The sequence below is a fragment of the Pseudoalteromonas sp. C12FD-1 genome (genome assembly GCF_037414265.1).
Classification (GTDB): domain Bacteria; phylum Pseudomonadota; class Gammaproteobacteria; order Enterobacterales; family Alteromonadaceae; genus Pseudoalteromonas.
Genome location: NZ_JBBEVD010000069.1, coordinates 199,617 through 220,746 on the forward strand (window position 1 = coordinate 199,617; position 21,130 = coordinate 220,746).

General features: G+C 39.8%; 23 protein-coding genes. 20 read left to right on the top strand and 3 right to left on the bottom strand.

Features of this window, described 5'->3' with window-relative positions; genetic code table 11:
• The first annotated feature begins 121 nt into the window (after window positions 1–121).
• The 17 genes from nlpI to WDB87_RS10995 all read left to right on the top strand — a co-directional run bounded on the left by nlpI (window position 122) and on the right by WDB87_RS10995 (window position 15,518).
• A complete protein-coding gene (gene nlpI, locus WDB87_RS10915; protein WP_286246552.1) occupies window positions 122–1,000 on the top strand; it encodes a lipoprotein NlpI in 879 nt (292 codons plus the stop codon).
• A complete protein-coding gene (locus tag WDB87_RS10920; RefSeq protein WP_337849881.1) occupies window positions 984–2,162 on the top strand; it encodes a hypothetical protein in 1,179 nt (392 codons plus the stop codon). Before nlpI ends, WDB87_RS10920 begins: the two co-directional genes overlap by 17 nt.
• 206 nt (window positions 2,163–2,368) lie before the next feature.
• Window positions 2,369–5,161, top strand: a complete 2,793-nt coding sequence (locus tag WDB87_RS10925; protein WP_286246554.1) for a monovalent cation/H+ antiporter subunit A — start codon at window positions 2,369–2,371, stop codon at window positions 5,159–5,161.
• On the top strand, window positions 5,161–5,514 hold the full coding sequence (locus tag WDB87_RS10930) for a Na+/H+ antiporter subunit C (protein ID WP_004585893.1): 354 nt from the start codon (window positions 5,161–5,163) through the stop codon (window positions 5,512–5,514). The genes WDB87_RS10925 and WDB87_RS10930 overlap by 1 nt, the downstream gene beginning before the upstream one ends.
• Window positions 5,511–7,028 (top strand): monovalent cation/H+ antiporter subunit D, encoded by a 1,518-nt coding sequence (locus WDB87_RS10935; protein WP_337849882.1) that lies wholly within the window; start codon window positions 5,511–5,513, stop codon window positions 7,026–7,028. The genes WDB87_RS10930 and WDB87_RS10935 overlap by 4 nt, the downstream gene beginning before the upstream one ends.
• On the top strand, window positions 7,028–7,564 hold the full coding sequence (locus WDB87_RS10940) for a Na+/H+ antiporter subunit E (RefSeq protein WP_286246557.1): 537 nt from the start codon (window positions 7,028–7,030) through the stop codon (window positions 7,562–7,564). The genes WDB87_RS10935 and WDB87_RS10940 overlap by 1 nt, the downstream gene beginning before the upstream one ends.
• On the top strand, window positions 7,558–7,827 hold the full coding sequence (locus tag WDB87_RS10945) for a K+/H+ antiporter subunit F (RefSeq protein WP_013464545.1): 270 nt from the start codon (window positions 7,558–7,560) through the stop codon (window positions 7,825–7,827). Before WDB87_RS10940 ends, WDB87_RS10945 begins: the two co-directional genes overlap by 7 nt.
• A 9-nt stretch (window positions 7,828–7,836) precedes the next feature.
• A complete protein-coding gene (locus WDB87_RS10950) occupies window positions 7,837–8,169 on the top strand; it encodes a Na+/H+ antiporter subunit G (RefSeq protein WP_286246559.1) in 333 nt (110 codons plus the stop codon).
• Between the two features lie 99 nt (window positions 8,170–8,268).
• Entirely contained in the window at window positions 8,269–8,766 is a 498-nt protein-coding gene (locus WDB87_RS10955; protein ID WP_286246561.1) for a DUF2059 domain-containing protein, read from the top strand.
• 155 nt (window positions 8,767–8,921) lie between these two features.
• A complete protein-coding gene (locus tag WDB87_RS10960) occupies window positions 8,922–9,359 on the top strand; it encodes a MerR family transcriptional regulator (RefSeq protein WP_337849883.1) in 438 nt (145 codons plus the stop codon).
• A complete protein-coding gene (locus WDB87_RS10965) occupies window positions 9,356–11,599 on the top strand; it encodes a heavy metal translocating P-type ATPase (protein ID WP_337849884.1) in 2,244 nt (747 codons plus the stop codon). Before WDB87_RS10960 ends, WDB87_RS10965 begins: the two co-directional genes overlap by 4 nt.
• 10 nt (window positions 11,600–11,609) lie before the next feature.
• A complete protein-coding gene (locus WDB87_RS10970) occupies window positions 11,610–11,960 on the top strand; it encodes a cupredoxin domain-containing protein (RefSeq protein ID WP_337849885.1) in 351 nt (116 codons plus the stop codon).
• Between the two features lie 97 nt (window positions 11,961–12,057).
• Window positions 12,058–12,273 carry a TIGR02450 family Trp-rich protein gene (locus WDB87_RS10975; protein ID WP_337849886.1) on the top strand — a complete coding sequence of 72 codons (216 nt, stop codon included), beginning with the start codon at window positions 12,058–12,060 and terminating at the stop codon, window positions 12,271–12,273.
• A gap of 977 nt (window positions 12,274–13,250) precedes the next feature.
• Window positions 13,251–13,463, top strand: a complete 213-nt coding sequence (locus WDB87_RS10980) for a calmodulin (RefSeq protein ID WP_286246569.1) — start codon at window positions 13,251–13,253, stop codon at window positions 13,461–13,463.
• A 152-nt stretch (window positions 13,464–13,615) separates the two neighbouring features.
• Entirely contained in the window at window positions 13,616–13,828 is a 213-nt protein-coding gene (locus WDB87_RS10985) for a calmodulin (RefSeq protein ID WP_286246570.1), read from the top strand.
• Window positions 13,829–13,995: 167 nt separating this feature from the next.
• Window positions 13,996–14,193 (top strand): hypothetical protein, encoded by a 198-nt coding sequence (locus WDB87_RS10990; RefSeq protein WP_286246571.1) that lies wholly within the window; start codon window positions 13,996–13,998, stop codon window positions 14,191–14,193.
• A gap of 380 nt (window positions 14,194–14,573) precedes the next feature.
• Window positions 14,574–15,518 carry an EAL-associated domain-containing protein gene (locus WDB87_RS10995; RefSeq protein WP_337849887.1) on the top strand — a complete coding sequence of 315 codons (945 nt, stop codon included), beginning with the start codon at window positions 14,574–14,576 and terminating at the stop codon, window positions 15,516–15,518.
• Between the two features lie 52 nt (window positions 15,519–15,570).
• Here WDB87_RS10995 and WDB87_RS11000 read toward each other — a convergent pair whose 3' ends face one another.
• A complete protein-coding gene (locus WDB87_RS11000; RefSeq protein ID WP_337849888.1) occupies window positions 15,571–17,193 on the bottom strand; it encodes a M28 family metallopeptidase in 1,623 nt (540 codons plus the stop codon).
• Window positions 17,194–17,347: 154 nt separating this feature from the next.
• Here WDB87_RS11000 and WDB87_RS11005 point away from each other — a divergent pair, with 154 nt between their 5' ends.
• The gene (locus WDB87_RS11005; RefSeq protein WP_286246577.1) at window positions 17,348–17,497 is read left to right on the top strand and encodes a hypothetical protein; all 150 of its coding nucleotides are present in this window, start codon (window positions 17,348–17,350) and stop codon (window positions 17,495–17,497) included.
• A 12-nt stretch (window positions 17,498–17,509) separates the two neighbouring features.
• On the opposite strand, the gene WDB87_RS11010 is transcribed toward WDB87_RS11005, so the two are convergent.
• Window positions 17,510–18,544 carry an MBL fold metallo-hydrolase gene (locus tag WDB87_RS11010; protein ID WP_337849889.1) on the bottom strand — a complete coding sequence of 345 codons (1,035 nt, stop codon included), beginning with the start codon at window positions 18,542–18,544 and terminating at the stop codon, window positions 17,510–17,512.
• Between the two features lie 182 nt (window positions 18,545–18,726).
• Here WDB87_RS11010 and WDB87_RS11015 point away from each other — a divergent pair, with 182 nt between their 5' ends.
• Window positions 18,727–19,320, top strand: a complete 594-nt coding sequence (locus WDB87_RS11015) for a TetR/AcrR family transcriptional regulator (RefSeq protein WP_337849890.1) — start codon at window positions 18,727–18,729, stop codon at window positions 19,318–19,320.
• A 58-nt stretch (window positions 19,321–19,378) separates the two neighbouring features.
• On the opposite strand, the gene WDB87_RS11020 is transcribed toward WDB87_RS11015, so the two are convergent.
• A complete protein-coding gene (locus WDB87_RS11020; protein WP_337849891.1) occupies window positions 19,379–19,618 on the bottom strand; it encodes an RNA recognition motif domain-containing protein in 240 nt (79 codons plus the stop codon).
• A gap of 201 nt (window positions 19,619–19,819) precedes the next feature.
• On the opposite strand from WDB87_RS11020, the gene WDB87_RS11025 reads away from it, so the two are divergent.
• Window positions 19,820–21,097, top strand: a complete 1,278-nt coding sequence (locus WDB87_RS11025) for a VCBS domain-containing protein (RefSeq protein WP_337849892.1) — start codon at window positions 19,820–19,822, stop codon at window positions 21,095–21,097.
• Window positions 21,098–21,130: the final 33 nt, after the last annotated feature.

Here is a 21,130-nt window from a genome sequence, read left to right on the forward strand (position 1 = left end):
TAATATACGCGGGATAATAAAAAAGGGGCTGTTTAGCCCCTTTTTTTATGCTTTAATGAAACCTTATTAGACAAGGTCTGTCTTATTTTTATTGCGATATATCTTGGTATTAAGGATTTTAATGATACTCAAACATTTAGCTTTGGCATCTTTTGCTATTTTGTCTTTAAGCGCTTGCCAAACTACGACTGAATCAACACCTACGCCGATTGTTAATGTGCCATTTACAGCACCCCTTGCATCCGATTTTAGAAGTGAAATTGCGATTGCGCGTTACTCTGAACTATTAAATAGAGCCGATTTAAGTACCGAGCAACAAGCTAAGCTTTATTATGACCGTGGGGTGTTATTTGATAGTTTAGGAATGACTACGTTATCTCGCATTGATTTTAACCGTGCTATAAAATTAAAGCCTGATTTAGCTGAGGTATATAACTTTTTAGGTATTCAGCACACTTTAATGCAGCAATACGAAAAAGCGTATGAGTTTTTTGATTCAGCCCTTGAGCTTAATGAAGAGCATGAATACGCTTATTTAAACCGTGGTATTGCACTGTATTATGGTGAAAGAGCAAACTTGGCGCAAAGCGATTTTGATGAGTTTTTAGCGCGTTCACCAAACGATCCTTACCGAGTATTATGGCTTTACCTTGCACAATCGCAAGAAGATAAACAACAAGCACTAACAGACCTTAAAGCCAATGCTGCTGCCTTAGATGAATCGCAATGGGCGTATCAATTAATTTCGCTTTATAGCGGTGAAATGAGTGAGCATACGTTTTTATCGGGTATTAGCGAAGGTGTTAAATCTGAGCAAGAATACGCACAACGTTTGTGTGAGGCGTATTTTTATTTAGCCAAAATGCACCAAGCAGCGGGTGAGCAGTATTTAGCTGCGGACTACTTTAGGTTAGCGCTATCCACAAATGTGCATGAGTTTATTGAGTACAAATATGCCCGTTTAGAGCTTGAGCTGATGGCTGGTGCTGACGCTAGCTAAGTATGTTAAGTTTCTAAGTGTATTACTAGGGTGCTTAATTCTATCAGGCTCTAGTAATCGTTTTGGCGCAATTGGCTTTTGGCATGTATTAAATTCAAAAGCCAATGTATTACAAAGCTACTGGCAAACCCCTTCCTATTTTCGTTCGCATGTTAGCCAGCTCCCGGATACGCAATTAGCTAAGTTGGCACGTCTCTCAATTCCTTTAGCACAATATCGATATTCACTTAGGCTTATAAATAGTGGGCATGCAAATACGGCAAAGGTTTTTTGGCGTGCCGGGGCGAGTAACTTATCAGTTGAACATCGAAAAACATTAGCTGAGCAGTTATTGGTTCATTCGCGGTGGCAAGATTTAGCCTTACTCGCTAATGAAAAACTATTGCCAGAGGGAAATGAAAAAAATCACCTTAAGCTAGAGCTAAGTACCCATTACAGCCAAGTATCAAATGAATTCATTAATCAACTTGGGTTTGCTTCTATAAGTGATGATATTGAACCACAAACGCAATGTCTTTTTAATGTGCTTACTATGAGTAACCATCGCTCAGGTTTATATAAATTAAATGAGCTAATCTCACGTTATGATCAAGCACCAGAACCGCGCAAACATGTTTTTTGCTTTTCTATGCCTGTGTATGTTGCGGGCGCAGTGAAATGCTCAATAGATAAAAACCAAGCTGCGCAGTGTAGTGTGCAAACACCCAAGCTCATAAAATCGGTTACTGAAAATTTTGATTTTATTATTATGATGCCCAAGTATGGCACTGCTAATGTAACGAATAACACCATGCTTATAAATTCAGATGCACAGTACCATGTGTTTTTACATGAATTGATGCACTTTAACGGATTTGAGGATGAATACGCGTTACCGCTAACTAAACAGGCTTGGTTATGCACACAACGTGGGCTTGTTGCACCTAATTTGTATATTTCTGATGGGAAACAGAAACCTCAAGGGTGGCATAAAGCTAATAGTTGTCAAAAAGGGGGGGTTGCTTATAAGCCAAGCGAAAATTGGTCTATTATGGAGTATCAGCAATTAGGGCTTTCGGACCAATACAGGGCGCTTTGGATAAATCAACTAGATATAGTTAACGACCATTTAAAACGTCTTCCTAGCGCCCCTACGTCGACAAATAAGGGGGTAAAAAATTAGCTGTTAGCATAATTAAATAAGGCTTAATGATATGTTAAATAGTGCTTAAAAAACCCCCATACAGATCCGCTTTTCGTAGACAAAAACTGTGTTTTTCAGTATAACTATACGTATTAATGTCGTTTAAAAACAGGTAGTAAAAGCATCTTTAAGTCACCAAAAAAGGGATGCCCTGATAAACTTATGATAATAAAAGGCCCTACATTATGACTTTGCTCTGGATACCCTTGTTATCCTTAATTGGCAGTGTTATTTCTGCATGCACAGGTAAACTAACGCGAAACCAAAGCGCGGGTTTAACAGCCCTTGCTCCTTTGGCTGCGTTGGGAATTACACTTTACCATGCACCTGCGGTTTTAGCGGGCGAAACAATTCGTTATACATTGTCGTGGATCCCCACACTGGGACTTGATTTATCTCTTCGCTTAGATGGTCTTAGTTTACTGTTTATGTTCATGATTTTGGGCATAGGTTTACTTGTTATTTTGTATACGCGTTACTACTTAAGTGCTAATGATTCAATGCCAAAGCTTTATAGCTACTTAATGTTATTTATGACGGCCATGTTGGGTATTGTTATGTCGAATAACGTTATTCAGCTATGGTTGTTTTGGGAATTAACCAGTATAAGCTCATTTTTACTGATTAGTTTTTGGTGGCAAAAATCTGAAGCCCGAAAAGGTGCGCGTATGGCACTTGCAGTTACCGGAGCCGGAGGGTTAGCGTTACTTGCAGGGTTAATTTTACTTGGTGATATTGTAGGAAGTTATAACCTTGATACTATTTTAGCGAGCAAAGCTATTATCCAGTCTCACGATTTATACGAGGTTGCGTTAGTACTTGTGTTGCTAGGGGCATTTACAAAGTCTGCACAATTTCCGTTTCATTTTTGGTTGCCGCACGCAATGGCTGCCCCTACGCCTGTTAGTGCCTATTTACACTCGGCCACTATGGTTAAAGCAGGTATCTTTTTACTTGCGCGTTTTTACCCTGCGTTATCGGGCACCGATACGTGGTTTATTTTAGTCGGTTTAACCGGGTTAACTACGCTATTAACGGGTGCTTATATCGCGTTATTTAAACACGATTTAAAAGGGTTGCTGGCCTATTCTACCATCAGCCATTTGGGCTTAATTACCTTGTTGTTAGGCCTTGATACAGAACTTGCGACCGTGGCCGCTATTTTTCATATTATTAACCATGCTACCTTTAAAGCGTCTTTATTTATGGCAACCGGTATCATTGATCATGAAACCGGTACGCGTGATATGCGAAAACTAAATGGCATGTGGCGATTTTTACCCTATACCGCGACCCTTGCAATGGTCGCGGCAGCCTCGATGGCAGGTGTACCATTGCTTAATGGCTTTTTGTCTAAAGAAATGTTTTTTGCCGAAACTTTACATCAGCAAGTGCTTGGCTCTATGTCGTGGCTCATTCCTGTGCTGGCAACAATTGCAGGCGCATTTTCAGTCGCTTATTCGGCACGCTTTATACACGATGTATTTTTTAACGGTGACCCAATCGATTTACCAAAAACACCACATGAGCCGCCGCGCTATATGCGCGTTCCAATAGAGATATTAGTTGTCATTTGTTTACTTGTTGGTATTTTCCCGCACTTTATTGTTGGGGGCATTTTATCGGCTGCTTCTTCGGCTGTGCTTGGTAAAGCAATGCCGGAGTATGTAGTGGCTTTATGGCATGGGTTTAACCTGCCATTACTCATGAGTGCAATGGCAGTAGCTGGCGGGTTATTTATTTACATTAACCGCAAATACTTATTTCAATTTCAGGCATCTTTACCGCCTTTTAATGCTAAAAAAACATTTGAGCGAGCGGTGTTATCCGTTATTTCTTGGTGCCAATCAAAAATTAATCATATCGAAAATGGTTCCTTGCAGCGCTACTTGGTGATTATGCTAGGTGTTGTATTGTTATGTGCGGGCTGGCCTTTATTTGAAATGCAAGCATTAGCTGGCACGATGGCGAGCACACCTGTTGATGTTCACAACGCAATTGGCGCTGGCTTATTAATTATAGGTGCATTAGCCACCGTAATTTGGCATCGCTCTCGTGTAGTTGCGTTACTAATGATTTCTATTGTAGGGCTCATGGTGTCGGTGGCATTTACTCGTTTTTCTGCGCCCGACTTAGCGCTTACGCAATTAACGGTAGAAGTAGCAACCGTTATTTTATTAATGTTGGCGTTGTTTTTCTTACCACAACATACGCCTAAAGAGTCTAGCTCGTTAAGAGTACTGAGAGATTTAGGAATCGCCTCAACACTGGGTATTGTAGTGGCAAGTATATGTTATGCATTACTTACACGCCCACTCGAGTCGATATCAGATTTTTTCATAGCCAATGCCAAAACAGGTGGTGGCGGTACCAATGTAGTAAACGTTATTTTGGTTGATTTTAGGGGCTTTGACACGCTAGGCGAAATTACCGTATTGGGTATTGCAGCGTTGGGTATATTTAAAGTGCTTTCTCGTATTCCATTGTTTATGCCTGCAAGTGATGGCGAAGGGCGCCCATGGGCACGCGAACGCCATCCTATACTACTTGCCAGTATTTCGCATAGCTTATTACCACTTGCCTTATTAGTGTCGGCTTATATTTTCTTACGTGGACATAACTTACCTGGCGGTGGCTTTATTGCAGGTTTAGTAACATCAATTGCTTTTATATTGCAGTACATGGCTCATGGTTCAGCTTGGATAAGCGAGCGGTTTGCAGTCAACTACCGGAAAATTATTGCATCAGGTATCGGTATTGCCTTGTTTACTGGGGTTGGTAGTTGGTTCTTTGATAGACCGTTTTTAACTACGTGGTTTGATTATTTCGATATCCCATTTATCGGCAAAACAGAGCTTGCAAGTGCAATTGTGTTTGATTTGGGCGTTTATTTAACCGTAGTTGGAGCCACGTTAATGATATTAGCAAGCCTTGGCAACATGACAGCAGATACCCAGAAAAAAGAGGTAAATATTTAATGGAGCTATTGTACGCATCTTGCGTTGGTGTATTAGTTAGTTGCGGTGTGTTTTTGCTGCTAAGAGCCCGTACGTTTCCGGTAGTGCTTGGGCTTACTATGATTTCCTATGCCGTTAACTTATTTTTGTTTTCTGCGGGTCGCTTAACCATAAATAAAGCAGTTGTGCTTGGTACAGGGGCTGAATATGCCGATCCTTTACCGCAAGCACTAGTACTTACTGCAATAGTAATAGGGTTTGCTATGACTGCGTTTGTGGTTATTTTAGCTATACGTGGTAGAGCTGATTTAGGTAGCGACCATGTCGATGGGCAAATCATCAAAAGCGCAGCCGATAGCAAGGAGCAAAAATGATTCAACATTTAACCTCTTTGCCTATTTTATTACCTATGCTGGCAGCGGTAATACTGCTTTTGCCACCCTGTGGTAAAAGTTTACGTATTCGCCGTATTGCCTCATCAGTTATGGCGGTGATCACATTTATTGTCAGTGCATTGCTGTTAATCCAAGTATATAACAGTGGTATTAATGTATACGCTATTGGTAATTGGTCTGCTCCTTTTGGCATAGTGCTGGTTGCCGATATGCTTTCTACTTTATTGGTTGCACTTACATCCTTTTTAGGAATGGGAGTCGTTTTATATGGTTGTGCGGGCGATGATGCAAAAGGAAACTTTTTTCATCCATTAGTTCATTTTTTAATATTAGGTGTTAATGGGGCATTTTTAACCGGTGACTTATTTAATGTATTTGTATTTTTTGAGGTGCTGTTGATTGCCTCATATTCACTACTTATGCATGCCGGAGATAAACAAAATACCCGTGCAGCCCTCCAATACGTAATATTAAATTTGGTTGGATCGAGCGTATTTTTAATTGGTTTAGGTATTTTATACGGCGTGCTGGGTACATTAAACATTGCTGATATGACGCAAAAAGTTGCCTTGTTAACAGGCGATGACGTCTATTTGGCAAAGGCTGGCGGCTTACTGCTGTTAGTTGTATTTGCTTTAAAAGCCGCATTGCTCCCTTTGCACTTGTGGCTACCAAATACTTATGCCAGTGCAAAGCCTGTGGTTGCCGCTTTATTTGCTATTATGACCAAAGTGGGGGTATACGCCATGCTGCGCGTTTATACCGTTATTTTTGGTGAGCAAGCCGGTGAGCTTGAACATATGGCGCAATCGTGGTTATGGGGCTTAGCCATTGCTACTATAGTAGTTGGTGCAATTGGCGTAATGGCTGCGCAAGATTTACGTAAGTTAACGGCAAATTTAGTTGTTGTATCAGTAGGGACGTTAGTCGCTCTAATTGCACTGCAAAACGTAACGGCAACAGCTGCACTGCTTTATTATTTAGTACACTCCACATTAGTCAGTGCTGCACTATTTTTATTAGCTGATTTAATTGCCACACAAAGGGGCAAAGTAGGGGATAGACTTGTTGCCGGGCGAGCCGTAAACCAACCTTATTTACTAGGGGCATGTTTTGTCATTGCGGCATTAACCGTGGTAGGTATGCCGCCGCTATCGGGGTTTGTTGGAAAAGTTTGGATCCTCAAAACAACCTTAAATAGCGAGCAAGCCTTACTTTTTTGGCCTGTCTATTTAATTGCTAGCTTTGTTTTATTAGTTGCACTTTCTCGTGCTGGCACAAGTATGTTTTGGGAAAGAAAAGGTAATAAAGTAGAAAGCGCCGAGGGCGAAAATGCCCACCCATTACAGGTGATGATAATTGTAGGGCTACTTGCGTGCTCACCTTTGTTAGTTGTTTTTGGCGGGCCAATAAGCGAATACATGGTCAGCGCTGCTACGCAATTGCATGATATAAGTGGTGGCATTAACGCAGTCATGCAGGGAGGTAAGTAATGAGGTTACAAGCCCGTTATCGTTGGTTGCCAACGCCGTTTCGTAGTTTGTTTTTATTTTTAATTTGGTTGTTGCTCAATAATAGTGTATCAGCAGGGCATATAGTATTAGCTACGTTTTTTGCGATATTTATACCGTTATTAAGTGTTTCATTACGCGACCCGCAACCCTTAATACTAAAGCCAGGTTTAGCATTAAAACAACTACTCATTGTACTTTACGATATAGTCATTGCTAATTTACAGGTCGCCTTATTAATAGTTGGTCCAGCTAAAAAGTTACGTCCTGCTTTTGTTAAAGTGCCAATAGATTTAATACACGATATGCCCATTACAATTCTTGCCAGTTGTGTATCTCTTACACCTGGTACAGTAAGTGCCGAGGTATATCCTATTCCTGAGTCACTGGGCGAAGGCGAAAAGCCTAAACAGCGTTATTTACTTATACATGTGCTTGATTTAAAAGATGAAGAGGCACTTATTAAACAAATTAAACAACGCTACGAAGCTCCCCTAAAGGAGATTTTTCAATGCTAGATACTGTATTACTCATTGTTTTTTCTATGATTGGCTTATCGCTATTACTAAATTTATGGCGACTTATTATTGGTCCGTCGGTGCCGGACCGTATTTTGGCACTCGATACTATGTATATTAATGTTATAGCATTAATTATTTTGTACAGTATTAGTATGGGTACTGGTTTGTACTTTGAAGCTGCATTACTAATAGCTATGCTCGGTTTTATTAGTACTGTTGCTGTATGTAAGTATTTGCTACGTGGCGATATAATTGAATAGGATTTTTTAATGATAAGCGAATGGGTTGTATCTATATTATTATTGTTTGGCGGGCTGTTTATTTTAATTGGTTCATTAGGGTTAATTAAATTGCCTGACTTTTACATGCGTTTGCATGGACCAACTAAGGCAACAACTTTAGGCATGGCCAGCATACTTATTGCGGCAATGGTGTTTTTTGCTAATTCTGGGCAAGGTTTTAGTGTTAAAGAAATATTGATCACCGTGTTTTTATTAATTACTGCCCCTATTAGTGGCTATATGTTAATAAAATCAGCAATTCATCATAAGCTTAAAGCTAAAGAAGGCACTAAAGGGCTTGATAACGTAGAAGACGATTAGCCATAGGATATTTATACCATTTCGCTTAATTAAGTATTATTGCAGATTAGTATTAATCATGTGAATATGGTCTTACTTTTTATATTTAAGGACATAACAATGGCTAAGGCACTATTACTTTCGTTACTTATATTTTCTGGCAGCGTATTGGCTGACGAAGCAACTAAGCAGCAAAAAATAGATGAGCTAATTAACGTAATGAACATGGATGCTATGGTTGACTCTATGTACGGGCAAGTTGAGGGCATGATGAAAAACATGTCTGCGCAAATGGGTGTTAAGCCCTCTGAGCAAGCTATTTTTGATAAATACTACGCAGATATGACCAACGTACTTAAAACCGAAATGAGCTGGAAAAAAATGCAGCCGATGATGGTTAACGTATACGACAAACATTTTAACGAGCAAGAAATTGCCGACATGCTGGCGTTTTATAAAACTGAAACAGGGCAAAAAATTCTCGAAAAAATGCCTGTAGTAATGCAAGAGTCTATGCAAATGTCGCAAAGCTTAGTGCAAGATGCAATGCCAAAAATTCAAGAAATAGCGGGTGAACTAAGTGAAGAGTTAAAAGCCTCTCGCCAACAAGAAAATTAACCTCTCTGCTCTGCCTCTTTTTAAGCGCGCTCATTAGCGCGCTTTTATTTTATCAGCTCCAGTAAATTTAAGTTATGCTTTAATGCTCCCCTCTCTTGACCTGTGTGTCACACATAGGTTTACAATTGAGCTCTAAACATTAAAGGGGCTAAATTATGTACGTTAAGCAATTAGCTGAATTAATGGGTGTAACGCCTGATACAGTTCGTCACTACACACGAATAGGCCTTTTAACGCCCATACGTAGCCAAAGTAACGGCTATCAAGAATATACAAAAGCAGACCGCCAACGTTTACAGTTTATTATAAGCGCCCGAAAGCTCGGGTTTTCCCTCAAAGATATACAACATATCATTGGTGAGTCAGAGCAAGGGCACTGCCCATGCCCACTTACGCGGCAAATTATTGCAAAACGTTTAGAAGAAACCGAAGCCTTGTTTCAAGAAACCCTTAAATTACGAGTGCGTATGCAAGCGGCGTTAAAACAGTGGGAAACATCAGCTGATGGCGCTGTTGCAAGTGATGTGTGTAGCTTAATAGAGACGTTTGTTGACCCACTTGTTGAGCCAAATAAAAGCGGAGATATGCAATGAGTAGCAGTAAAACAACAGAGCAAAACTTTATTATTGAAGGTGCAAATTGTGGCAGTTGTGTTGCCAAAATAGAAAAAGCCCTCAATAGTGTGCAAGGCGCAAACAATGTAGAAATGAACTTTGCTGATCGCACCGTACGCGTAGAGGGCAGTGCGCAGCAAAGTACATTAATTAGCGCCGTTGAAAATATAGGTTACGGCGCAAAACCTATGGATAACACATCAGAGCAAGATGCGCTTGATGAAAAAGCCAAGTCAGACGAGGCACATTATAAAAAGCTAATGCGCAACATGCTGCTAGCTTTAGGTGTTGGCGTGCCGCTTATGATTTATGGGCTTATTTTTGATATGAGCGTGACAACCACTAACCAGCGTATAGCTTGGGGTGTGGTTGGTATTATCACGTTTATGGTTATGGCTGTAGCAGGTAAGCAATTTTATAAAGGCGCATGGCAATCATTTAAAAATCATGGTGCTAACATGGATACGCTTATTGCTTTGGGAACGGGCACTGCGTGGTTATATTCAATGTGTGTTGTACTTGCGCCTAGCTTACTACCTGAGGTTGCAAGGCACGTTTATTTTGAAGCTTCTTCAATGATAATCGGGTTAATTAGTTTAGGCCTGGCTTTTGAAGTGAAAGCGCGTGGGCGTACTTCGCAGGCCATTAAGCGTTTAATTGGGCTACAAGCAAAAACAGCCCGTATAATACGCGACGGCAAAGAGCAAGATATAGACATAAGTGATGTTGAAAAGGGCGACCATGTACGGGTACGCCCAGGCGAAAAAATCCCGGTAGATGGTGATGTGCTCGAAGGTAGCAGCAGACTAGATGAGTCTATGCTCACGGGAGAGCCTATGCCAGTGAGTAAGCAAGCTGGCGATAAAGTAGTTGCAGGCAGCATTAATAAAAGCGGCACATTATTATTTGAAGCCACACATATAGGCCAAGAAACAACCCTTGCCAACATTATTAATATGGTAAAACGCGCGCAAAACTCTAAGCCTTCAATAGGGCGGTTAGCCGATGTTATATCGGGCATATTTGTGCCCACAGTAATGATAATTGCGATTCTAGCAGCCCTTGCATGGCTAAATTTTGGCCCAGCGCCTTCCATTGCTTATGCGGTGGTAGCATTAACCACCGTGCTGATTATTGCATGCCCATGTGCGTTGGGTTTAGCAACGCCTATGTCGGTAATGGTGGGGATTGGTAAAGCCGCCGAGTTTGGCATATTAATTCGCAATGGCGAGTCACTGCAAACTACCTCTAAAATTACCACCATGATTTTAGATAAAACCGGCACTATCACCCAAGGTGCACCACAGGTAACAGATGTTGTCACGTTTAATAACGCAGATGAAAATAACTTAATGCGATTAGTTGCAAGCCTAGAGAATAGCTCTGAGCATCCTCTTGCAGAGGCGATTACACAGTACGCTAAAAAACAAAACGTAACCTTGAGTAAAGTTACCGACTTTGATGCGATTACCGGTAAAGGTGTAAGTGGAGTGGTGAATGGGCAAACAGTGTTATTTGGCAATAAAGCGCTTATGGATAAATACAAGATTGCAGTTGATGACGCCACTGAGCAAGCACATACCTTTGCAAATGATGCAAAAACCCCGATGTACTTTGCCTGTAATAATCAACTAATGGCCTTAATCGCGGTGGCGGATCCGCTAAAAGAAGACTCAGTACAGGCAATTAAGCGCCTGCAAAATAAAGGTATTCATCTAGTAATGCTAACTGGCGATAATAAGGCGACTGCACACGCTGTGGCTAAAAAAGTCGGTATTGATGATTTTATTGCAGAGGTGTTGCCAGAGGATAAGGTAAACGAAGTGAGTAAACGCCAGCAGCAAGGCGAAATTGTAGGTATGACGGGAGATGGGATCAATGATGCCCCCGCGCTTGCTAAAGCAGATGTCGGTTTTGCAATTGGCACAGGTACAGATGTAGCCATAGAAAGCGCCGATATTACCTTAATGCGTGGCTCACTACATGGCCTTGCCGATGCTATTGCCATTAGCAGCGCAACAATTAAAAACATTAAACAAAACTTGTTTGGTGCCTTTATTTATAACGTTGCGGGTATTCCTATTGCAGCCGGTGTGCTGTATCCGTTTATTGGTGTGCTACTAAACCCAGTAGTGGCGGGCGCAGCTATGGCGCTTTCATCACTGACAGTAGTCACCAATGCCAATCGCTTACGTTTTTATAAACCGAATAAGCGCTAAGGAGTTAATAATGTTGATGATAAATTTACTTGGTGCAGTATTAATAGTGGCTATTATTTATTGGTTTTGGCTTTATAAGCCAAAGCAAATACACAGTAATGATAATACGCAAACCATAGTGGTAAATAATGGCGTTTATCAACCAAGTCATATAAAAGTGGCGGCCAATAAAAAAGTCACATTTACATTTGATAGAAAAGATAGCGCACCGTGCGCAGAAACGGTGGTGTTCCCGCAGCTTGATGTAAGTGAAAGCCTTGCAATGGGGAGTAATAAAATCACTTTGCCTGAGCTTAAAACAGGTGAATACGACTTTCATTGCCAAATGAAAATGTATAAAGGTAAGTTAATCGCGGAGTAACCAGTACGCTGGTGAAATAATATTAATACGACCTAATTTTATGTTGAGCTAAACAGTGGGTTAGGCCGTATTATTAAAAAAACGATTATTTAAAGTTATGAATAAATTAAACCCTAAAAAATTACTCAATAGTAAATGGACCGCCACACCAGCAATTAATAAAGAAAAACACTTTATTATTGTCGAAGTTGAATACGATGAAGAGGGTAATGTAATTGAATGTATTACCGAGTCAGTATTTTCTAAAAACCAATACCCAATTAGTTGGCGCGATTTAAAAGACACTCAAAAATGGCAACAAGGTTGGAAATAGCCTCTATCGATTCAACTTTTTATTTTTTGTATAACTAGGGCGTGTAGACCTTTGGCGTTTGAATTTGCAGCAGTATGTTTGGTTTTTAGGCAAGGCAGAGCCTATGAAGTGTGGTTATTCCCCATAAATAGGCGATAACGTAGCATAAATGCCAAACATGCGCTGCCCTTTGGGTTCTGCCTAGGGGCGATAAACTCTTTGTTGCCTACATGGATGTAGGTAAGGGGCGTGAGCAGGACGCGGAAGCTTTGCTCGGTTTTTACTTATTCTTACATGGATGTAAGTCATTAGAATAACGCAGGAGCAGTTATCGAGCCCACTAGGTTACAAACCTCGCGCCGCGATTTGATCGCCCCTAGATTGAACAAATTTCAATCCGCAAAGTTCAACACGCCCTAGGGCCACTGAGTAAAGGCATTTATCGGTGGCCTTAGCATTTATAAAGGCGCACAGCTCAAAACTTCCATAGTGTTAATAGCGAACACGGTTTTAAATCCCTCCTTTAAAGCGCTACACCTTAAAGTTAATTCGCCATTTGGCAACAAAATCCTATTTTTTTAATTTGCTATTAAAATTATTTATAAATATTTTTAAAATAATTTAAAAGTGTATTATTTTCAGTGTTTTAGGTTTTTAAAGTTCGCCCTTGTAACCTCATTTATTTTTCTGTTCAGATTCAGTTTATTCTCAAAACCATCAAATTTGTACTTTTAGATAGCTGCTCCCCTAAATGTGTCTTTTTAATTATTTATAAGTAACTGATTTACTGTGTATATTTCAATTGGTGTAACGCGCTGTTGCTAAAGAGCAACAAAATTAGTTGGCCAAAAGGGCATGATTATTAATTTTAATGTTTAAGTTGTTGATTTTAAATGTTTAATTCAATCTGGCATTGAAGTTGTAATACTAGGTTGTATTAAGCAAAACGTGATCAAGGCCATATGGCTAAATCACCTAACCCTATGAAGGATTTCATTATGAAAAAGGCACAATCAACATTGGTATTAATGGCTTTAGCCTCTTCATCAGCGGCTTTTGCAGTAACAGATTTTGACACACTCGATAAAGATGGCAGTGGCGCATTAAGCCCATTAGAAGCATCTGCTGATGCTGAACTAATGAGTCAGTTTACAAAACTTGATACTGACAAAAACGGTGAACTATCTAAGAGTGAGTTCGACAAAGCATAAGTGAGTGCTTTGAGAAGTTAACGCCCAGTGACACGTTAATTCTGAGTTGCCAAAGACAACCTAAGTAGGCAAGGGAGCTTACTATAAAGAATAACAAGGACAGTGTAATACACAGGGCACCCTATATATAACGTAGAGTGAAGGAGTATTTTATGAAAACGTTAAATTCAATCCTGGCCGTAATGGCATTTGCATCATCTAGCACTGCTTTTGCAGGTACCGACTTTGACACTTTAGATGTTGATGGCAATGGCGCAATTAGCCAAGCAGAAGCATCGGTAGATGCCGATTTAATGAAACAATTTACGCAGTTGGATACTGATGGAAACAATGAGCTGTCGAAGGCTGAGTTTTCACAAGCGTAAACAATTAATGCTCTGTGGTTTAGCTAAATTCTGAGTTGCCCAAGACAACCTAAATAGGCAAGGGAGCCTATTAAAAAGAATAACAAGGATGTGACTAGCAAGCACCACAGAGCAAATTTATACCAGCTAGGTTATTAGTTAGCTGGATTACGCTGAAGGATTACATTATGAAAAAGCTAAAAACACTCTTAGTTGCTGCCACTGTGGTTTCATCGTCAATGGTATTAGCGAATGCTGAATTAGAGCCATCTAAAAATAATAGTGCTGAGGTTAATCAACCTAGTGACGTACAAGCCGCTAAGCAGCATCTACCAGTAAGCGCGCAAAATGGCCTAACTGAAAACGATTTTTTTGAATATAAATAACCAGTTTCCCCTTATGGATCTCAGAAAAGGACTTCTTATTTCTTAACTACAAAGTTTGTATAAGTCGTAGTAAGTATACTGACTCGGTATTGCTTTTTACCTAAATTTACAGCACGTTTTAAAGTTATCGTTAATCGTTTAGGTAGCAGTGGTGATAGCCTAATATCAGTTATAAAGTTTACCAAATCATACTCACAAAGCAGTTAAGTAACATTTACTTAGCTGCTTTTTTTATGCGTGGCGCAGACATAACTGCTTTTTCACCAAGTAGGTGCAAATGAGCGTAAGTTAAAATTTTAAGCTTATGAATAAAAACACTTTTTATACTTGGTTTTAAACTTGCTTAGTTAATGCTATAGCAACTGAGTGAGTACACAATTATGGCGCGAATGAGTTATATAAGTAGCGTTGAGCGCTACCATGAGTATGAGCATGTAATACACAGCTTGCTTGACTCTATTTTAATGAGTATTGAAGATGGGCTGAACAAAAATCGAGATACGCGTTTTTTAGTAAAGCAATATCCCTTTTTAGAGTTGCAATATTGTTTAAATGAATCTGGGCTTCAGCAAGGCAATAATGTGTGCTTTAAGCGTGCCTATAAAAAATTAGCAGAGCAAGGTAATCAGCAAGATTTAAGTGAGCGCCCTTACTTTTTACAATCTATACAAACCGATACGGTGTGTTTTACCGATCCGTATATTTCTATCGCAACTAATCATTTATGTATTTCGGCTATTAAAGAGCTAAAAAAGCCAATTAACCAGCAGCATTATTTAGTGTTAGACGTATGTTTAACCCAGTTAATTGAGTTTGTAATGGGAGACAGCGCGCGTGCCGGTATTTCGCCTTATTTTAAGGCGGGTTATGGGGTGATTGTGGCGTGTTTATTTACTTTGGTACTTTTTTTACTGAGCATAGTATTTAACGATATATATGCATTATTAACCCATTTTGACTCAACGTCTGATCCCCTCGAGCCTTTTAGCATTATTATATATATTACTTTAGCGCTAGCCGTATTTGATTTAGGAAAAACCATTCTCGAAGAAGAGATTTTAATGCACAAAGATATATTTAGGCACTCTTCTACACGGCGCACAATTACCCGGTTTATATCTACCGTGCTCATTGCAATATCTATTGAGGCGCTATTAACCATGTTTAAAGCGGCGCTCGGGCAAGCTGAATACTTATTACCGGCTATTGCGATGATGCTTGCGGTGGTAGGGCTTTTAATAGCCTTGGCTATTTATGTGTATTTAGGCGCCAAAGCCGAAACCTTACTAATGCGGGCGCGCTCAAAATTAAAATCCTCCAAGTAGGAGGATTTTAATTCAATTGGTATAATTGCTATTTAGCTTTAAACATTGCTTACTAATGCGCCTTATCTTGCTCGCGCTTTGCTTTAAAGTCTGAGTCACTCGTCCATGTAGGCCAATCGCCATTGTTAGCAAGCTGTGTGGCTATATCAACAATAAGCTCTATGTCTTGCTTTACGCCACCTAATGACCACTGCGGGGAGTAATCGTCGGCTTCTTTATGGTATTTATGCGCAATGTAATCAGGGTCGGTATCGCCAAGGCTCATAAATAATAAACTAGGCACACCTTGCTTAGCTAAAGAAAAATGATCTGATCTAAAAAACAAACCGTTTTGCGGGCGAGGGTCCATTTTAACAACACGACCTTGTGCTTTTGCCGCGTTTGCTAGGTAGTTTTCTAGGGTGGATAAATCTTTACCGTATTGCAAAATGTAATCAGTGCCATCTAGCACGTTCATTCCGTCAATATTTAACAGAGCGACCATTTGTTTAGTGGGCACAACGCCACCGGTTGCAAACTCTTGCGAGCCAATGAGGCCAGTCTCTTCAGCGGTAAAATTAGCAAATAAAATAGAGCGCTTAAACGGTGTTTGCTCATGGATTTGATTCATAATGCGGGCAATTTCAAGTGTGGCCGCTGTGCCAGAAGCATTATCTACTGCGCCGTTATAAATTTTAGGGCCACTGTCGGTTTGCTTGGTACCAAAATGATCCCAATGAGCGCCTATTACCACGTACTCATTTGGGGCGTCGCTTCCTGTAATTTGCGCAACTACGTTATGTGATTTGGCATGCGATACTTCGTTTTTAAATGAAAGGTTGGCTGTTAAATTAAGCGCTGTGGCTTTAAAGTCATCCCTTAAAGCCTTTTGTTTTAAATTTTGATAGTTGAGCTGGGCTGCATTAAAAATTTTCTCAGTAGTATTAAGTGTTAGCCAGCCCATAACTGGGAGCTTAGAGGCGTTTAGGTTATTGTCCATTAGGGTGTATTTAGTCCCTGTGTTTGAACTTTCAACCACGCCCCAAGGGTAAGCTGCAGGGGCAGTTTCGTGCACAATAAATACCGCTTTGGCACCCTGGCGTGCGGCTTCTTCGTATTTGTAAGTCCAACGACCGTAGTAGGTCATAGCGTTACCTGTAAATAACGCATCGTTTTGTGTAGCAAAGCCAGGGTCGTTTACCAATACAATAACGGTTTTACCTTTAACATTAATGTTTTCATAATCGTTCCAATTGTATTCGGGGGCATTAATACCGTAACCCACAAATACAATGTCAGAGTTTCGCACATCAATTAGTGGCTGTAATTGCTCTGTACGGGCGGTAAAATCTTTGCCTGCTTTAAACTTTAAGTCGCCCACCTGTAATTGCATATTTTGATTAGCTGTGACCATGGCCATTTTTACTGGCTGTAAATACTTGCCATTATACGCCCCAGCTAAACCCATAGCTTCGTATTGCTCGCTCAAGTAACCCACGGTTTTTACTTCACCATGGGTAAGTGGGCCGCGCCCTTGAAAGTCATCAGAGGCAAGCGTTTTTATATGCTGTTTTACGTTATTTAGGCTAACGCCCGGGGGATTTTTTAAAGAAGAATGCTCGCTTGCAGGTTCAGAGCAACCAAAGAGAGCGACTAGCAAGCTTAAGCTAGCGCTTTTTAAAAGAGATGATGCCATAGTTTTCTGAATAGTTTTTAAAATTGGCTTTTAATATAAAGGATGCACTAATTTGAGTCGAATATTTATCACTTTGCCTGTTCTATTTTTGAAAAATTGAAAATATTTGGTGTGGGGTGTATAAATAATCAACAACATAAATGGAGCACACACAATGAACCAAACTAAAAAAAGCGGACTCTTATTCTTAGGCAGCGGCGGTGTATTTTTTGTAGCAGCTTTATTTGCTCAACAAGCTATGTTTTTTACCCTAGCGGCAGCCTTTGTTGTATTAGGAACGCTCACTATAAAAAAAGCGGCTTAATAGCCGCTTTACTTATTTAGTAGGTTGTAACCACCACTGGGTGTTTATGGGGTTATCGCTTACGTTAAATATTTGCCCAAACTGTGGCGTACTTAATGCCACATTTTTAGCTGCACTCGATGTTGTTACACGCTCAAGTGGATCTATCCAGCTATGAAATGCTAAATCAAATGTACCGTTATGAATAGGCACCATAATTTTACCTTTCAGATCTAGGTGTGCTTGTACCGACTGCTCGGGTGTCATGTGAATATCGGCCCAATCTTTGTCGTAGGCACCGGTTTCAATAAGTGTTAAATCAAAAGGACCATACTTATTGCCAATTTCTTTAAAGCCTGCAAAGTAACCCGAGTCACCACTAAAATAAACACTTTGTTGCGCGGTTTTAATTACCCACGAACCCCAAAGTGTGTTGTTTGCATCACTTAATCCACGTCCCGAAAAATGTTGAGTAGGGGTAAAGGCGACTAATGCATGCTCGGTTTGTAGCTCTTGCCACCAGTTAAATGTGCTAATTTTACTTTCATTCACTCCCCACTTAACTAAATCACTATCTACACCAAGGGGTACATAAAACTCTTTAGTTTTTGCAGCCAGCTTTTTAATAGCTGATTTATCAAGGTGATCGTAATGGTTGTGCGAAATAAGCACTTTATCAATAGGCGGGAGTTCGCTAATACTTATAGGCAATTTAGAAAAGCGTTTTGGTCCTAAAAAAGAAAAAGGTGATGCGCGTTCACTAAATACCGGATCGAGTAACCAGTATTCACCATGTACTTTTAAAAGCACGCTAGAGTGGCCAAGTTTAACTACATGTACAGTATCATTGCTCAAGTTATTAAGTACTTTTGCTGTTACGCTTTTAATTTCTATGGGCTCTTTAGGTGTAATATTGGTGCGTTTTTCTGTTATGTAACGCCCTAAAATCCCAAGTGTTTTTTTTAAGCTATTGGGTTCAACCTGTTTATGGTTATGAAATTTACCATTTTCGTAGTTATCTACATTAGGTGTTTCATTAACACCTTGCGCAACTATTTGTTTATTCACGCTACAACCCCCAAAAACAATGATGGCTATGATCACAACGAACCATTTTATAAATGTCATCGTAAAACCTTAAAGTAAACTAATGAGTGTAGTTTTTCATTATTTTGATAAAAAGTAAACTATGCAGTGCATTTTTTTGTTGTTTAGTTAGAATATAGCTATTAATAATTGCAGATCTCATTATGAAATTATCAGAAAAAAAACGCATAGATATACTTCAAGCGGCAGAGCAGTTGTTTTTTGAAAATGGTGTAGAGCACACTAGTATGGATCAAATTGCAGCTAAAGCAGGCGCCTCAAAACGTACTGTATATAATCATTTTGCAACTAAGGATGAGTTATTTGAAGCGATCCTGAACGATATGTTAGCTAAAATTAATTATGGAGAGATTATTCACTATAATGCCGATGAGTCGATTGAGCAGCAGCTTGTTACTATTGCTGAGCAAGAAGTAGCAATGCTTACCGAGCCTGATTTTTTACGACTAGCCAAAATTGCTTTTATGCAGATGCTACAACGCCCCGAATTAGCAAAGTCTTTAAGTAACAATAATATAGGGTGTATGACTTATTTAGAAGACTTTTTAAAGCAAGCAAAAACAGCAGGTGCTTTAAAGGGGGATGAGCTAGATACAGCTGCTAAGCAGTTTGTTTATCAATTAAAGGCCTTTGTATTTTATCCACTACTTTATGGGTTTGAAACAGTAACAGAGCAGCAAAATAATAAAGTTATTGAGCAAACAGTCAGCTTATTTTTGGCTAAGTATAAAGCTTAATCTTAAGAGTAAAAAACCAGCAAAGAGCTGGTTTTAATCATCTATAGCAAGTAGCTAATTACTCATCTGCGTATTTTACGCGAATTTTGCTTTTATCAACGCTTAATTGGTTAAGTGCTTTAATAGCACTTCTACTTTCTATGTCGTTTGGCATTTCTACAAAGGCAAAACCTTTTGATAAACCAGTGTCTTTATCAAGCACTAGGTTACAGGTTGTTACTTTACCATGTGCTGTAAATAATGTGCGAAGGTCTTGCTCTGTGGTAGCGCGAGACAAATTACGAACTAATAATTTCATATATAACCTAAATAAGGGGTTCGCTGAAGATTATCTCAAGTAACCTGGCTTTAACCTAATTTTATTTAAAGTTGTTTTTCACAAATAGCTCAGCTAACAAATATAAAACCATACTGGTAATAAAGATCTAGTTATTATAACAAATAATTGGTAAGTTATATTTTACTTTATTCACTTACCATTAACTTGAGTTGGTTGTTTATGTCGAAATTTGACTTGCGTGTTTTAACTATTTCTTCTGTTTGTTTTTTGAGTATTTCAGTTGTTGGTTGCGGTAGCTCAGGGTCAAAAAGTGAGCCTGTTAATGCATTGGTAGTAGCACAGAGCGCGGCAGTAATTAGTGGTGAAATGGCTGTAAGTATTGAAAACACTCGTGATATTGCAATAACAGGAGAGTTATCTATAACCGACGCACAAGCCAGCGAAGCAGTCTTTTACATACAAACCAATACCACGACAGCTTATGGTTTATTTAGCTTAACTGAGGAAGGAAATTGGTCATATATGCTTAATAGCGACCATGCTGCTGTGAGTGCGCTAAACGAAAATGAAACCTTACTTGATGAAATAACCGTCGCATCGGCAGATGGCACCGAAGCGAAAGTGTCTATCACCATTATAGGCACTGCACGGGGTGATGATTTTACAGCAACAGAAGAAACAACCCTCAATGCCGATGGCGAAAACATAGGACTAAGCGCCTATAACTTAATTGAAAATGTGTTTGGAGAAGGGTCAATAGAATCACCTGATATGTACAGCGGAAATCATCAAGATGTTGTGCATATTATTGAAGATACTGACTCAATAGTAGGTAACCACTTTGTATTTTTAGCGCATCGCGATGAAGACCAAGATAAAGACAAAGGCGCAACCGACCGCCAGCGCAACGAAATTAAATCATATGACAAATCACCCGCAGCAACACTAGCGTTTAAAGACGAAACAGTACAGTACTATTGGAAGTTTAAAGTCTCTAGCGAACTTGAGCTAAGTAGTAAATTCAGTCATTTTTTTCAAATAAAAGCTCGCAATGACAGCAACGATAATACCAATGGCAACGACGACCAGCCTATTATTACGCTCTCTGGGGCACAAAAAAACAGTACAGGTGATCAGTTGCAAGTACGTTATAGCGCAGGCTTTGACGAAAACGGTAACAGCACGGGGCTTGATAAAAACTTGATCGAAACTGACTGGTCACTTATTACTGATGAATGGGTAGCAGTATTCGTACAAGCCACTTTTAGTGAAGCGGGGCAATTTGAAATGACCCTAAGGCGCTTAAGTGACAACGAAGAGCTATTTAGCATTAGCGAGCAAAACATAGATATGTGGCGTGGCTTTAGCGATGATGACTTTGCCCGTCCTAAATGGGGTATCTATCGTTCAATAGTCGAAACCGATAGCCTTCGCGCTGAAGAAGAGCAGGTACGGTTTGCTGATTTTGTGATTAAAAAAGGCGTTTTAGCGCAGTGATTTATAATTCAGTATGAAAAAAAGCCCTTAGCA

Coding starts and splice junctions, on each gene's coding strand:
- nlpI (WP_286246552.1), top strand. CDS start 122: ATGATACTCAAACATTTAGCTTTGGCATCTTTTGCTATTTTGTCTTTA.
- WDB87_RS10925 (WP_286246554.1), top strand. CDS start 2,369: ATGACTTTGCTCTGGATACCCTTGTTATCCTTAATTGGCAGTGTTATT.
- WDB87_RS10930 (WP_004585893.1), top strand. CDS start 5,161: ATGGAGCTATTGTACGCATCTTGCGTTGGTGTATTAGTTAGTTGCGGT.
- WDB87_RS10935 (WP_337849882.1), top strand. CDS start 5,511: ATGATTCAACATTTAACCTCTTTGCCTATTTTATTACCTATGCTGGCA.
- WDB87_RS10940 (WP_286246557.1), top strand. CDS start 7,028: ATGAGGTTACAAGCCCGTTATCGTTGGTTGCCAACGCCGTTTCGTAGT.
- WDB87_RS10945 (WP_013464545.1), top strand. CDS start 7,558: ATGCTAGATACTGTATTACTCATTGTTTTTTCTATGATTGGCTTATCG.
- WDB87_RS10950 (WP_286246559.1), top strand. CDS start 7,837: ATGATAAGCGAATGGGTTGTATCTATATTATTATTGTTTGGCGGGCTG.
- WDB87_RS10955 (WP_286246561.1), top strand. CDS start 8,269: ATGGCTAAGGCACTATTACTTTCGTTACTTATATTTTCTGGCAGCGTA.
- WDB87_RS10960 (WP_337849883.1), top strand. CDS start 8,922: ATGTACGTTAAGCAATTAGCTGAATTAATGGGTGTAACGCCTGATACA.
- WDB87_RS10965 (WP_337849884.1), top strand. CDS start 9,356: ATGAGTAGCAGTAAAACAACAGAGCAAAACTTTATTATTGAAGGTGCA.
- WDB87_RS10970 (WP_337849885.1), top strand. CDS start 11,610: ATGTTGATGATAAATTTACTTGGTGCAGTATTAATAGTGGCTATTATT.
- WDB87_RS10975 (WP_337849886.1), top strand. CDS start 12,058: ATGAATAAATTAAACCCTAAAAAATTACTCAATAGTAAATGGACCGCC.
- WDB87_RS10980 (WP_286246569.1), top strand. CDS start 13,251: ATGAAAAAGGCACAATCAACATTGGTATTAATGGCTTTAGCCTCTTCA.
- WDB87_RS10985 (WP_286246570.1), top strand. CDS start 13,616: ATGAAAACGTTAAATTCAATCCTGGCCGTAATGGCATTTGCATCATCT.
- WDB87_RS10990 (WP_286246571.1), top strand. CDS start 13,996: ATGAAAAAGCTAAAAACACTCTTAGTTGCTGCCACTGTGGTTTCATCG.
- WDB87_RS10995 (WP_337849887.1), top strand. CDS start 14,574: ATGGCGCGAATGAGTTATATAAGTAGCGTTGAGCGCTACCATGAGTAT.
- WDB87_RS11000 (WP_337849888.1), bottom strand. CDS start 17,193: ATGGCATCATCTCTTTTAAAAAGCGCTAGCTTAAGCTTGCTAGTCGCT.
- WDB87_RS11005 (WP_286246577.1), top strand. CDS start 17,348: ATGAACCAAACTAAAAAAAGCGGACTCTTATTCTTAGGCAGCGGCGGT.
- WDB87_RS11015 (WP_337849890.1), top strand. CDS start 18,727: ATGAAATTATCAGAAAAAAAACGCATAGATATACTTCAAGCGGCAGAG.
- WDB87_RS11020 (WP_337849891.1), bottom strand. CDS start 19,618: ATGAAATTATTAGTTCGTAATTTGTCTCGCGCTACCACAGAGCAAGAC.
- WDB87_RS11025 (WP_337849892.1), top strand. CDS start 19,820: ATGTCGAAATTTGACTTGCGTGTTTTAACTATTTCTTCTGTTTGTTTT.